The organism is Olsenella sp. An270 (genome assembly GCF_002159735.1).
Classification (GTDB): Bacteria; Actinomycetota; Coriobacteriia; order Coriobacteriales; family Atopobiaceae; genus Thermophilibacter.
Window position 1 is genome coordinate 381,111 of the sequence record NZ_NFJF01000001.1, and the last position, 12,764, is coordinate 393,874.

Sequence of the window (12,764 nt, forward strand, 5' to 3'; positions counted from 1 at the left end):
AACCTTTGCTCACCAGAGCGAAGGGAGCTGCGATGTGCGAGGTCTGTCTTGAGGTTCCGGTCGATTCGACGAGAGTGGGTGAGCGATGGCGCGTTGACCCCCACGAGCTCGGGAGGCGAGGGGAGGCCGTCGCCCAGAGGAGCCTTCTCGCCAGGGGTTGGCAGGTGTTGGGGAAGAACTGGCGCACGGGTTTTGGTGAGGTCGACATCATCGCCATCGACCCGGACGCCCGTCTGGGTACCGTGAGCCTCATCGAGGTAAAGACGCGGCTCGAGGGAGACGACGGCGAGGAGATCCTCCCCGAGATGGCGGTCGACGACCGCAGACAGCGTCGCTATCTCAACGCCGCGAACCTCTTCCTCCAGGCCAACGACTGGGCGAGCGTGGTGAGGTTCGACGTCATCGCCATCACCGTGAGCAAGGACGGCGTCGCACATCTCCATCACGTCAAAGACGCGTATGGGATAGACGGATGACGGGCACGGCTCCCGTCTCGGTGCGCGCGGCCGCGCTCAGCGGCGTGCACGCGCTCGAGGTGACGGTCGAGGTGAGCCTGTCCGGAGGCCTCCCGGGGCTCGACATCGTCGGCATGCCCGACTCCTCCGTGCTCGAGGCACGCTCGCGGGTCCGCTGCGCGCTCCGCGCGAGCGGGTTCTCGATGCCCCGCGAGCACGTCACCATCAACTTGGCCCCCAGCGAGGTGAGGAAGTCGGGGACGGCGTACGACCTTCCCATAGCCGTGGCCATCCTCGTTGCGACCTCGCAGCTGCCTCCCTCGGTCACCGAGGAAACGCTCTACGTCGGGGAGCTCGGGCTCGACGGGTCGGTGTGTCCCGTCCGCGGGGAGGTCGCCTATGCGATGCTCGCACGCGAGAACGGCGCCGGGCTCGTCGTCTCCGCGTCGAGCCCGCTGCCCGCCTCTCAGTCCGACGGCGCGCGCGGCATACGGTCGCTCGCACAGCTCAAAGACGGTGTCGGGGGACTACCGCTGCTGGGGGAGGGAGCGGTCGAGATGGGTCGACCGTCTCGCCCGACTCCCGACTTTGGCGACGTGGCCGATCAGGAGCTCGCCAAGCGCGCGATGGCGATCGCCGCCGTTGGGAGGCACGGGGTCCTGATGGTTGGACCACCTGGCTCGGGGAAGACCATGTTGGCGCGCTGCCTGCCCTCGATACTCCCGCCTCTCACGGAGGAGGAGGCCGCCTCTGCGATGCTCATCCATTCCGTCGCCGGCCAGCCGGTCGATCTCCTGGCGGAGGGGCTGCGTCCCTATCGGGCGCCCCACCATTCGATCTCCACCGGGGGACTCGTCGGCGGCGGACGGCCGGTTCTGCCCGGGGAGGTGTCGCTTGCGCACAACGGCGTGCTCTTCCTCGACGAGCTCCCCGAGTTCTCGCGCGGGACGCTGCAGGCGCTGCGTCAGCCCCTCGAGGACAAGGAGGTGCGCATCGTCCGTGTGGACGGCGTGTACCGGTTCCCCTGCGACTTCCAGCTCGTGGCCGCAGCCAACCCGTGCCCCTGCGGGCACCTCGGTGACCCTGGGCACGAGTGCACCTGCACGCAAGCTCGCATCGACGCCTACCAGGGCCGCATCGGCGGCCCCCTCATGGACCGCATCGACGTCGTCGTGGACGTGCCCAGGCCCGACACAGCCAAGGTGATAGAGGGTCGCGCGGACGTGGGCTCACGGGAGCTTTCGGAGCTCGTGATGGCCGCCCGGGAGTTCCGGGCATGGCGCCTTAAGGACGGGTCCGAGGGGCAGGTCCCTCCCTCCGCGATGCTCGACACGCGGGCCCGTCGCGCCCTTGAGTCACTAGCCCGCGGCCTGCTGCTGGGCGGACGCGGAATCATGCGCGTCACCAGGGTGGCGAGGACGATCGCCGACATCGCCGAGCACGAGCTGGTGGGAGAGGAGGACGTCGTCGAGGCGATGGCGTTCAGGTCGAGGATGCGAGGTTGAGCGACATGGCGCGCAGACATGACGGATGGACCCTACAGCGGGGCGAGGACGGGTGGCCAGAGGCGCTCGACGACCTGAGAAACCCGCCAGACGAGATCTTTGGCCTCGGCGCGCCCGAGGCCCTGCTCGGCCCCTGCCTCTCGGTCGTCGGGGCGCGAAGGGCAACGCCCTACGGGCTCGCCGTCGCCGAGATGGCGGCCAGGGTCGCGGCGGAGTGTGGCGTCACCGTTGTCTCGGGAGGCGCCATGGGGTGCGACCACGCGGCGGGCATGGCGGCGCTCGCCGCCTCGGGCAGAACCGTCATCGTGTCGGGGTGCGGCGCCGACGTCGTCTACCCGAGCTCCTCGCGAGACCTCTACGAGGGGGCACTCGCCGCCGGCGGGGCGGTGGTTTCCCTGGAGGGATGGGGTCGGGGTCCCCAGAGATGGTCCTTCCCCAAGAGAAACGCGGTCATCGCGGCCCTCTCGCGCGTCCTCGTCGTCACCGAGGCGGGCATGAGGTCGGGCACCATGTCGACCGCTGAGGCGGCGACCGAGCTCGACAGAATCGTCTACGCGATACCCGGTTCGATCTTCTCGCCCAACTCCTCGGGCACCAACCAGCTCGTCGCCGACGGCGCGCGCGTCATCGTTGACGAACGCTCCCTCCAGGTGTCGATCGCGCTCGACTACGGGCTTGCACGCGTGGGGCCGCAGTGCGTCCCACGCGAGACCGGCTCCGTGATGTCGGCGCTCGTGGCCTCCCCGTCGCGTCCCGACGAGCTTTCCGAGCGCCTCAACGAGAGCGTGCTCACCGTGCTGAGGACCCTGACCGACTACGAGGCCCGCGGGATCGTCGAGCGCCTCCCCGACGGAAGGTACTCACCGACGCGGACCTACTATTTGGGGCACAATGGTTGAGACGTGCCGACAACGCGGACCAGGAGGTTACATGGGGGAGATCGTCACGGTCGTGGGGGGCGGGCTCGCCGGAAGCGAGTGCGCGCTGCAGCTCGCCCGCCGAGGCGTGCGGGTGCGTCTGGTCGAGCAGCGTCCGGGGCACCCCTCGCCGGCGCACCACGGAGACGGGCTCGCCGAGCTGGTCTGCTCCAACTCGCTCAAGTCGACGAAGGAGGACACCGCGGCCGGCCAGCTCAAGTGGGAGCTGACCCGCCTCGGCAGCGTGCTGCTCGGCTGCGCGCGAGACTCCTCCGTCCCGGCCGGCGGGGCGCTCGCCGTCGACAGGGAGGCGTTCTCCTCCCGCGTCACGGCGCTCGTCGAGTCGAACGAGAACATCGAGCTCGTCAGGGAGCGCGTGGACGCCCTTCCCGAGGGCCCGGCCGTCATCGCGGCGGGCCCCCTCTGCTCGGGTGAGCTCTTCGAGGCAATCTCGGCGGCGGTTGGCGGCGAGCGGATGAGCTTCTACGACGCGGCGGCGCCAATCGTCGACGCTGAGTCCCTCAACCGCTCCGTGATCTTCGAGCAGTCCCGCTACCAGGGGGAGGGCTCGACGGGCGACTACCTCAACTGCCCGCTCGACCGCGAGAGCTACGAGCTTCTCGTGCGGAAGCTCGTCGGGGCCGAGCGCGTGCTCGCCCGCGACTTCGAGCAGCGCGACCTCTTCTGCGCCTGCCAGCCCATCGAGGAGGTTGCCAGGACCGGTCTCGACACGCTCAGGCACGGCGCGCTCAAGCCGGTCGGCCTCGTCGACCCGCGGGACGGGCGCAGGCCGTGGGCGGTCGTGCAGCTCCGTGCCGAGAACGCCGCGCACACCGCCTACAACCTCGTCGGCTTCCAGACGAACCTCACCTGGCCCGAGCAGCGGCGCGTGCTTCGGATGATCCCCGGGCTCGAGGGCGCCGAGTTTCTGCGCTACGGCGTCATGCACAGGAACTCCTTCGTCGACTCGCCGCACGCGCTCGACGGGACCTTCTCGATCCCGGGCACCCGCGTCCGTCTCGCCGGGCAGATCACCGGCACGGAGGGCTATGTCGAGGCCATCGCCTCGGGACTGCTCGCCGCCCTCAACGTCTATGCCGACCTGCGCGGCATCGCCCCGGTGCTCCTGCCCGCAACCGGCTCCCTCGGCTCGCTCGTTCGCTACGCAACCGACCCCGAGACGCGCGACTACCAGCCCATGCATGTCAACTTCGGGCTGTTCCCGCCGCTTTCGGATGCCCCACGCAACAAGGCGCTTCGACACGCCGCCCTCGTCGAGCGCGCCCGAACCGACCTCGATCGGTATCTCCAGGGCCGCCCCGAGCTGCTCTGCCCGGACGCCGCGTGAGCATGGCGACCCAGGAGTCACAGAGACGAGGCGAGGCCCAGCTCTCGCTCGAGCGCTCGATTGACGAGTACCTCGGGTTTCTCGGTGGCGTCAGACACCTCTCCGAGAACACGCTCCGTGCGTATCGCATCGACCTGACGGCCTTTCTCGACTGGTCGCGCAGGGAGGGCGTGTCGCCGCTTGAGCTCACGCATCGCGACGTCCGCTCGTACCTGCTCGAGCTCACCAGGGCCGGCTACACCACGAGGACGATCGGTCGTCGCCTCTCGGCGCTTCGCGGCCTCTATCGCTGGATGCAGCGCGAGGGCCGCTGCTCCTCCGGCGTCGTCACGGCGCTGTCGAGCCCCAAGCTCGCCCGTTCGCTGCCCAGGACGATGACAGATGACGACGCCCGAGCTCTGCTCGAGACCTGTTCGGGCGACGACCCGGTGAGCCTGAGGGACCGCGCCTTCCTTGAGCTCCTGTACGCGACCGGCGCGCGCATCTCCGAGGCGGCGGGTCTGAGCGTCGATGACCTCGACCTCACGTCGGCGCAGGCGAGGCTGTTCGGAAAGGGGTCCAAGGAGCGCATCGTCCCCCTCTATCGCGAGGCGACCGATCACCTGGTGGCCTATCTGGAGTGGGGGAGGCCCGCGCTTTTGCGACCCGGCCGCGCCTGTCGCGCGCTCTTCGTGTCGACGAGGGGGAACCCCATGTCCGCCGACGCCCTGCGAACCGTGTTCGAGCGCCGCGTCGCCCAGGCCGGCCTCGACCCGTCGCTCACGCCGCACGCCATGCGCCACACGTTTGCGACCGAGCTCCTCGGCGGCGGCGCCGACCTGAGGAGCGTCCAGGAGCTCCTCGGCCACGAGAGCCTCGCCACGACACAGATATACACGCACCTTTCGGTCGACCGTCTGAAGGAGGCGGCCCAGCGCGCGCACCCGCGCTCGTAGAGCGACTGTGGAGGCCCATTTCTCCTCGACACGAGCGGACGCTGCGGCTATACTGTCTAATCGCTGTGCGTCCGCACGGCATACGTCACACGCGTGGCTACTCGAACACCGTGGTGCCCGTGGCTAGAAGCCAGGTCATGGGTGGTGTCACGAGGATGACCCCACGCGGAGGATCAACCACAGGAGGTTACCATGGCTAAGATTACTATCCAGACCCTGCTCGACGCCGGCTGCCACTACGGTCACCAGACCCGCCGCTGGAACCCCAAGATGAAGCCGTACATCTTTGGCGACCGCAACGGCATCTACATCCTCGACCTCAAGCAGACCATGCTCGGCGCCGACCGCGCCTACACCTTCCTCAAGGACACCGCCGCCAAGGGTGGCACCGTCCTGTTCGTCGGCACCAAGAAGCAGGCCCAGGAGCCCATCTCCGTCCAGGCCGAGCGCTGCGGCATGCCCTACATCAACCAGCGCTGGCTCGGCGGCATGCTCACCAACTTCGTGACCATGCGCTCCCGCATCACCCGCATGGAGGAGCTCGAGGCCATGGTCGAGGACGGCCGCATGGCCACCCTGCCCAAGAAGGAGCAGGCGCTGCTCACCAAGGAGCTCGACAAGCTTCAGAAGAACCTCGGCGGCGTCCGCACCATGACCGCCCTGCCGCAGGCCATCTTCGTCGTCGACACCAAGCGCGAGGAGATCGCCATCCGCGAGGCCAACCGCCTGCACATCCCCGTCGTCGGCCTGCTCGACACCAACTCCGACCCCGACGTGGTCGACTACGGCGTGCCCGCCAACGACGACGCCATCCGCTCCGTCTCCCTCATGTGCGAGCTCGCCGCCGACGCCGTCCTGGCCGGCTCCGGCAAGGAGCAGATCAGCGCCGCCGAGATGGCCGGCGAGGCTGCCTCCGCCGAGGAGGCCCCCGTCGCCGAGGCTGCCTCCGAGCAGTCCGCTGAGTAGTCCGCGCTTTCCAGATTCCAGATAGGAGAAAACCATGGCTCAGGTTACCGCCGCCCTCGTCAAGCAGCTCCGCGAGATGACCGACTCCCCGATGATGGAGTGCAAGAAGGCCCTCGTCGAGGCTGACGGCGACATTGACAAGGCCGTCGACATCCTCCGTACGATGGGCATCGCCAAGGCCGTCAAGCGTGCCGGCCGCGACACCAACGAGGGCACCATCGCCGCCTATGTCTCCGAGGACGGCAAGCTCGGCGCCCTGCTCGAGCTTACCTGCGAGACCGACTTCGTGGGCACCAACCCCAAGTTCACCGGCTTTGCCCTCGACCTCGCCAAGATCGTCGCTGAGAACGACCCCGCAGACGTCGACGCCCTCAAGGCCTGCGCCATGGGCGAGTCCACGGTCGACGCCGAGCTCACCGAGATGATCCACGTCATCGGCGAGAACATGAAGGTCGCCCGCTTCCAGCGCGTCACCGCTGAGGACGGCGCCCTCGGCAGCTACGTCCACCTGGGCGGCAAGCTCGCCGACATCGTGACCTTCAAGCTCGGCAAGGCCGAGACTGCCGCCAACGAGCAGTTCAAGACCTTCGCGCACGACGTCGCCATGCAGGTCGCTGCCGCCGCGCCCGTCTCCGCCCGCCGTGATGACGTCCCCGCCGACGTCATCGAGCACGAGCTGGCCATCTACAAGGCTCAGGCCGCCGAGTCCGGCAAGCCTGAGGCCATCCAGGAGAAGATGGCCCAGGGTCGTCTCGAGAAGTACTTCAAGGAGAGCGTCCTCACCGAGCAGGAGTTCGTCAAGGACAGCTCCCTCACGATCTCCCAGCTCGCCAAGAACGTCTCCAAGGACGTCGACGACACCATCGAGGTCATGAGCTTCGTCCGCTACACCTTCGGCGACGCCGAGTAGCGAAGCGCTTCAGAGCATCACACGGGGCCGGCGACAGTGTCGTCGGCCCCGTTCATGTATGAAGAAGGTCGCGGCATGTCGGAGCGCCCTTCTCGCTCTGCTAGAATCAACTGAAGTCATCACATGCCCCGTCACGGGGAAGCGAGGAAAGCGAGACACAGTGTCTGACGTCAAGTACAAGCGCGTGCTGCTCAAGCTCTCGGGCGAGGCCCTCATGGGCGACCAGGACTACGGCATCGACCCCGCCGTCCCGCAGCGGCTGGCCGAGGAGATCAAGCCGGTCTGGGAGGCCGGCGTGCAGGTCGCCATCGTCGTGGGCGGCGGCAACATCTTCCGCGGCCTCACCGGCGCGGCCGCCGGCATGGACCGCGCACAGGGTGACAACATGGGCATGCTCGCCACCGTTATCAACTCGCTCGCCCTCCAGGACTGCTTCGAGCGCAACGGCATGGACTGCCGCGTCATGAGCGCGATCGAGATGCGCCAGATCGCGGAGCCCTACATCCGTCGCCGCGCCATCCGCCACCTCGAGAAGGGCCGCGTCACGATCTATGCCGCCGGCACCGGCAACCCTTACTTCACTACCGACACTGCGGCCGCGCTGCGCGCCTGCGAGATCGGCGCCGAGGTCCTCATGAAGGCCACCAACGTCGACGGCATCTACGACGACGACCCCCGGAAGAACCCCGACGCAAGGCGCTTCGACACCATCTCCTACCGCGAGGTCCTCAACCGCGACCTCAAGGTGATGGACGCCACCGCCACCGCCCTCTGCCATGACAACCACATGCCCATCATGGTCTTTGACATCAAGCAGCCCGGTGTCTTCCTGAGCGCCGTTCAGGGCGAGACCGTCGGCACCACCGTCGTCGAGGAGGACTAGACATGAGCCAGTACACCGAGCGCGCCGAGAAGAACATGGGCAAGTGCATCGACGCGCTGAAGGCCAACTTCGCGCGCGTCCGCACCGGCCGTGCCAACGCCCAGATCCTGGCGCCCATCATGGTCGACTACTACGGGCAGCCCACGCCCATCACCCAGCTCGCCGGCATCAAGGTGCCCGAGGCCTCGATGCTCGTCGTCGAGCCCTGGGACAAGAGCGCCCTGCGCGCCATCGAGAAAGCCATCGAGAGCTCCGACCTTGGGATTACCCCGTCCAACGACGGCACGTCGATCCGCCTCCCGTTCCCCAAGCCCACGGAGGAGCGCCGCAAGGAGCTCGTCAAGGAGTGCAAGGAGCTCGCTGAGGAGGCCCGCGTCTCCGTCCGCAACGTCCGCCGCGACGTCAACGGCAAGATCGAGCGCGACGAGGAGCTCTCCGACGACGAGCAGTCCCGCGAGAAGAAGGCCGTGCAGAAGATCACCGACTCCTACGTCGCCAAGATCGAGGACATGCTCAAGGCCAAGAGCGCCGAGGTCATGGAGATCTAGTGCTTCCCGACATCCAAAAGCTCAGGGAGTACTATTCCGAGGCTCCCGGGGACGTCTCGCTTGACGAGCTCGACCTCGAGCGCGTTCCGCGTCACGTCTCCATCATCATGGACGGCAACGGGCGATGGGCCACCGCGAGGGGCCTGGACCGCTCCAAGGGCCACGTCGCCGGCGTCGACGCGCTGCGCGAGGCGGTCACGACGAGCGTCCGCCTTGGCCTCGACGTGTTCTCCGTCTACGCCTTCTCGACCGAGAACTGGCGCAGGCCCCAGCGCGAGGTCGACCTTCTCATGCACCTGTTTGCCACGACGCTTGTCAACGAGCTGCCGCTCTTTCACCAGGAGAACGTCAGGCTGCGCTTCCTCGGCGACCTCGAGGCGCTTCCTGAGCGCACGCGCGTCGTCTTCCAGCGCGGCCTCGACGAGACCGCCGACCACACCGGCATGGTCTTCGCCCTCGCTGTGAACTACGGCTCGCGCGCTGAGATCGCCCGCGCGGCCCGCTCGATCGCCCTTGACGTGCTCGAGGGCCGCCTCGACGCCTCCGATGTTGACGAGGGCGTCGTCTCGGACCGCCTCTATACCGCCGGGCTCCCGGACCCCGACCTCCTCATCAGGACGTCCGGTGAGCTCAGGCTCTCCAACTACCTCCTCTGGCAGCTTGCCTACACCGAGTTCTATGTGACGGACACCCTCTGGCCCGACTTCGACCGCTGGGACTACCTCCGCGCGGTCGTCGCCTTCCAGGGGCGCTCACGTCGCTTCGGGGGAGTGGTTCGCTCGTGAGCCAGGTAAGGAAATCCGAAGGGGGCGCCGAGGGCGGTTGGCTCAAGCGGCAGATTGCCCTCCTCGAGGGTCACAGGGCATCGAGGGAGGAGGCGCGCGCCGCTGGCGGGCTGCGGGGCCAGAAGGCGAGGAGCTCCGCAGAGCGCCTGCTCACGCGCACGACCTCGGGTGCCATCTATGCCGTCGTCACGCTCGCGTGCGTCTTCTTTGGGCCTCTCACGACGGCCCTGCTCGTCGCCGCCGAGTCCTGGCTGTGCTGCTCCGAGTTCTTCCGCATCTGTCGCATGGGCGGCCGTATGCCCAACGAGTCCCTCGGGCTCGTCTTCGCGCTCCTCTTCCCGGCGGCCGCCTACCTCTCCGGCATCGTCGCATGCGCGCTCGCCGTCCTGCTCTTGCTCGCAGCCTGCGCGTGCTGGTACGTCTTCGCGCCCCGCGCCAACGTGGCCGACGTCGCCGTCACGGCGTTCGGGCCGCTCTACACGTCGCTCGCGTTCTCGAGCGTCATCCTGACCCGCTGCATCGACCCCGGGATGACCGGCGCGCTGGTCACCCTCGGCGTCATGCTCTCCATCTGGGCTAACGACGCCTTCGCCTACTTCGTGGGGTCGGCGATCGGCTCGCACAAGCTCGCCCCTCGCATCTCACCCAACAAGAGCGTCGAGGGGTTCGTCGGTGGCCTCGTCGGTTCCGTGCTCGTCTGGGTGCTTCTCGGCATCTTCGTCCTCACCTCGCTGCCGCTTCCCGTCGTCGCGCTCTTCGGCCTCGTCGTGGGCGTGGTGGGCGTGGTGGGCGACCTCTTCGAGTCCCGTCTCAAGCGCGGCGCCGGCGTCAAGGACTCCGGCAACGTCATTCCCGGCCACGGCGGGCTGCTCGACCGCTCCGACTCGATGCTCTTCGGGAGCACGGCCGCCCTCTTCCTTCTCGTCCTTGGAGGCGTCCTGTGATGATCGTTCCCCAGCCTCCCGAAACCGAGCACCGCTCGGGAGAGACGCTCCGCGTCGCGGTGCTCGGCTGCACCGGCTCGATCGGGTCACAGACCCTCGACGTGTGCCGTCGCCATCGCGACCGCGTGAGCGTCGTCGCCCTCTCCGCCGACTCGTCCACCGAAGCCCTCGTTTCTGCTGCGAGGGAGTTTGGTGCGACGCACGTTGCGGTCTCCGACCCCGATCACGCCCGCGACGCCTGCCTCGACGAGCTTCCGGACGCGTGCGTCGTCGGGGCCGGCGCCGAGGCTGTGACCGAGCTCGCCACGCTGCCCGAGGTGGACGTCGTCGTCAACGCGCTCGTGGGCTTTGCCGGCATCCACGCCGGCTACGCCGCCCTTCTCGCCGACAAGGTGCTTGCCTACGCGAACAAGGAGTCGATCGTCTGCGGCGGCGACCTGCTTATGCCCCTCGTGCGCCCGGGGCGCCTCATCCCCGTCGACTCCGAGCACAGCGCCATATTCCAGTGCCTGATGGGGGAGAGGGGCCATGACCTGCGCAGGATCTGGCTGACCTGCTCTGGCGGCCCCTTCTACGGGCGCACGCGCGACGAGCTCGCGTCGGTGACGCTCTCCGACGCGCTCGCGCACCCCACCTGGTCCATGGGCGCCAAGATCACGATCGACAGCGCCACGCTCATGAACAAGGGCCTGGAACTCATCGAGACCCATCACCTCTACGGGGTCGACGTCGACGACATCTGCGTGCTCGTCCACCGTCAGAGCAAGATCCACTCCATGGTCGAGTTCGCCGACGGCATGGTCAAGGCCCAGCTCGGCGCCTCCGACATGCGCGGCCCCATCCAGTACGCGCTCAGCTTCCCCGAGCGCTGGGAGGCGAGCGCCGAGGCCGTCAACTGGTGGGAGTGCGGTCCCCTGACCTTCGACGAGCCTGACGAGGGGACCTTTGGGTGCCTTGCGCTCGCCCGCGAGGCAGGACGTCGGGGCGGCACGCTCCCGTGCGCGATGAACGCCGCCAACGAGGTCGCAAACGCCGCCTTCTGCCAAGGTTTGTGCGGGTTCCTCGACATCGAGCGCGTCGTCTCGCGTGTCATGGATGAGACCGAGGTCGAGCGGGTAGAGACTCTCGAGCAGCTCGACGAGGTCGACGCGCGCGCCCGGGCGCGCGCCGCGGCCGTTCTCTCGGAGGTCAGCAGGTGAGCGAAGCGCTCGGCGTCGTCTGGACCGTCTTCTGGGGCGTCCTCGTCCTCTCCTTTCTCGTCTTCATCCACGAGGCGGGTCACTACCTCGTCTCGCGTCTGCTGAACGTGCGTGCGACCGAGCTCTTCCTTGGCTTTCCCTGCCGCTTCAAGCTCTCGTTCAAGAGCCGTAAGGTCGGCACCGAGTTTGGCGTCACCCCCGTGCTCCTGGGCGGCTACACCCGCATCTGCGGCATGGAGGGCATGCGAGACGAGCTCCTCGCGCCCGCGCTGGACCTCGTCACCAAGCGGGGGCGCATCACGGCGCAGGAGCTCGCCGACGAGCTCGGCATCGACCTCGACCGCGCCTACGGCCTGCTCGAAGGCCTCTGCGAGTGGGCGAGCGTCCAGCCCGGGGACCATGACGACAAGGCCTCGTACCCCGACGTCTACCTGAGCGTCGCCCGTGACGCGAACCTGCTGACCGAGTACGACCGCGGCCACGACTTCACGCAGGCCGGCTCGACGGCGGCCGGGGAGCCCCGCGAGACCGGGCTTCCGCCCGAGGAGTTTCTCGCCATGGAGCGTGGCAGGACGTACGAGGGGGCGAGCTTCCCCAAGCGCCTCGCGATGCTCGCCGCCGGCCCCGTCGTGAACGTGGTCTTTGCCTTCCTCGTCGTCACCGCGGCCCTCATGATCCGCGGCGTCGACTACGTCTCCAACGTCAACGTCCTCGGCTCGGTGGAGGCCGGCTCTCCCGCCGCGGTCGCCGGTCTCGAGGCCGGCGACGAGCTCACCGTGGTCGACGGCACGGACGTCGACTCCTGGGAGGGGATAGTCGAGGCGCTCGCGGCCCCGCTCGCCGAGGGGCGGGACTTCGACGTCACCTTCGTGCGCGACGGGAGCGAGCGCACCGTGACCGTCGACCTGCCCGACGGGGAGCCCACGGACCTCGTGGGCGTCACGGCGACGGTGGAGACCTACCACCCCGACCTCGTCGAGGCCTCCTCATTCACCCTCGACTACGTCCGACAGGTCGCCGTCGCGATCTCGCGCCTCCTCCAGCCGCAGCACACGATGGAGGTTCTCGACCAGTCGTCCTCCGTCGTCGGCATCGCCGTGATGGCCTCCTCGGCCGCCTCGGCCGGCGTCTACGACCTCGCGGTTGTTGTCGCCGCGATTTCCCTCTCGCTCGGCCTCATGAACCTCCTGCCCATACCGCCCTTCGACGGGGGGAAGATACTCATCGAGGTCGTGCAGGCCGTCATCCGCCGGCCCCTGCCGCCCCGCGCCGTTGCGGCCCTGAGTTACGTGGGCCTCGCGTTCGTCCTGTTTGTGTTCGTCGTCGTGCTGAAGAACGACGTCGTCCGCATCTTCCTCGGTTAGGAGTG

General features: G+C 68.3%; 13 protein-coding genes. All 13 read left to right on the top strand.

What is annotated here, in order from left to right; translation table 11 throughout:
- The first annotated feature begins 32 nt into the window (after positions 1–32).
- The 13 genes from B5F73_RS01720 (at position 33) to B5F73_RS01780 (ending at position 12,759) form a co-directional block, all read left to right on the top strand.
- On the top strand, positions 33–476 hold the full coding sequence (locus B5F73_RS01720) for a YraN family protein (protein WP_087225462.1): 444 nt from the start codon (positions 33–35) through the stop codon (positions 474–476).
- A complete protein-coding gene (locus B5F73_RS01725; RefSeq protein WP_087225465.1) occupies positions 473–1,960 on the top strand; it encodes a YifB family Mg chelatase-like AAA ATPase in 1,488 nt (495 codons plus the stop codon). The genes B5F73_RS01720 and B5F73_RS01725 overlap by 4 nt, the downstream gene beginning before the upstream one ends.
- Positions 1,961–1,965: 5 nt before the next feature.
- Positions 1,966–2,859 (top strand): DNA-protecting protein DprA, encoded by an 894-nt coding sequence (locus B5F73_RS01730; RefSeq protein WP_087225468.1) that lies wholly within the window; start codon positions 1,966–1,968, stop codon positions 2,857–2,859.
- Positions 2,860–2,890: 31 nt separating this feature from the next.
- Entirely contained in the window at positions 2,891–4,225 is a 1,335-nt protein-coding gene (gene trmFO, locus B5F73_RS01735; RefSeq protein ID WP_087225471.1) for a methylenetetrahydrofolate--tRNA-(uracil(54)-C(5))-methyltransferase (FADH(2)-oxidizing) TrmFO, read from the top strand.
- A 2-nt stretch (positions 4,226–4,227) separates the two neighbouring features.
- On the top strand, positions 4,228–5,160 hold the full coding sequence (locus B5F73_RS01740) for a tyrosine recombinase XerC (RefSeq protein WP_087225474.1): 933 nt from the start codon (positions 4,228–4,230) through the stop codon (positions 5,158–5,160).
- A 192-nt stretch (positions 5,161–5,352) separates the two neighbouring features.
- A complete protein-coding gene (gene rpsB, locus B5F73_RS01745; RefSeq protein WP_087225476.1) occupies positions 5,353–6,126 on the top strand; it encodes a 30S ribosomal protein S2 in 774 nt (257 codons plus the stop codon).
- 34 nt (positions 6,127–6,160) lie between these two features.
- Positions 6,161–7,036, top strand: a complete 876-nt coding sequence (tsf, locus tag B5F73_RS01750) for a translation elongation factor Ts (RefSeq protein ID WP_087225480.1) — start codon at positions 6,161–6,163, stop codon at positions 7,034–7,036.
- A 160-nt stretch (positions 7,037–7,196) separates the two neighbouring features.
- Positions 7,197–7,919, top strand: a complete 723-nt coding sequence (gene pyrH, locus B5F73_RS01755) for a UMP kinase (RefSeq protein WP_087225483.1) — start codon at positions 7,197–7,199, stop codon at positions 7,917–7,919.
- A 2-nt stretch (positions 7,920–7,921) separates the two neighbouring features.
- The gene (gene frr / locus B5F73_RS01760) at positions 7,922–8,467 is read left to right on the top strand and encodes a ribosome recycling factor (protein WP_087225486.1); all 546 of its coding nucleotides are present in this window, start codon (positions 7,922–7,924) and stop codon (positions 8,465–8,467) included.
- Positions 8,467–9,252: an isoprenyl transferase gene (locus B5F73_RS01765; protein WP_087225489.1), complete on the top strand. Its 786-nt coding sequence runs from the start codon at positions 8,467–8,469 to the stop codon at positions 9,250–9,252. The genes frr and B5F73_RS01765 overlap by 1 nt, the downstream gene beginning before the upstream one ends.
- Positions 9,249–10,196 carry a phosphatidate cytidylyltransferase gene (locus B5F73_RS01770; protein WP_087225491.1) on the top strand — a complete coding sequence of 316 codons (948 nt, stop codon included), beginning with the start codon at positions 9,249–9,251 and terminating at the stop codon, positions 10,194–10,196. Before B5F73_RS01765 ends, B5F73_RS01770 begins: the two co-directional genes overlap by 4 nt.
- A complete protein-coding gene (gene dxr / locus B5F73_RS01775; RefSeq protein WP_087225495.1) occupies positions 10,196–11,395 on the top strand; it encodes a 1-deoxy-D-xylulose-5-phosphate reductoisomerase in 1,200 nt (399 codons plus the stop codon). The genes B5F73_RS01770 and dxr overlap by 1 nt, the downstream gene beginning before the upstream one ends.
- Positions 11,392–12,759 (top strand): site-2 protease family protein, encoded by a 1,368-nt coding sequence (locus B5F73_RS01780; RefSeq protein ID WP_087225498.1) that lies wholly within the window; start codon positions 11,392–11,394, stop codon positions 12,757–12,759. Before dxr ends, B5F73_RS01780 begins: the two co-directional genes overlap by 4 nt.
- The last annotated feature ends 5 nt before the right edge of the window (positions 12,760–12,764 follow it).

Coding starts and splice junctions, on each gene's coding strand:
- B5F73_RS01720 (WP_087225462.1), top strand. CDS start 33: ATGTGCGAGGTCTGTCTTGAGGTTCCGGTCGATTCGACGAGAGTGGGT.
- B5F73_RS01725 (WP_087225465.1), top strand. CDS start 473: ATGACGGGCACGGCTCCCGTCTCGGTGCGCGCGGCCGCGCTCAGCGGC.
- B5F73_RS01730 (WP_087225468.1), top strand. CDS start 1,966: ATGGCGCGCAGACATGACGGATGGACCCTACAGCGGGGCGAGGACGGG.
- trmFO (WP_087225471.1), top strand. CDS start 2,891: ATGGGGGAGATCGTCACGGTCGTGGGGGGCGGGCTCGCCGGAAGCGAG.
- B5F73_RS01740 (WP_087225474.1), top strand. CDS start 4,228: ATGGCGACCCAGGAGTCACAGAGACGAGGCGAGGCCCAGCTCTCGCTC.
- rpsB (WP_087225476.1), top strand. CDS start 5,353: ATGGCTAAGATTACTATCCAGACCCTGCTCGACGCCGGCTGCCACTAC.
- tsf (WP_087225480.1), top strand. CDS start 6,161: ATGGCTCAGGTTACCGCCGCCCTCGTCAAGCAGCTCCGCGAGATGACC.
- frr (WP_087225486.1), top strand. CDS start 7,922: ATGAGCCAGTACACCGAGCGCGCCGAGAAGAACATGGGCAAGTGCATC.
- dxr (WP_087225495.1), top strand. CDS start 10,196: ATGATCGTTCCCCAGCCTCCCGAAACCGAGCACCGCTCGGGAGAGACG.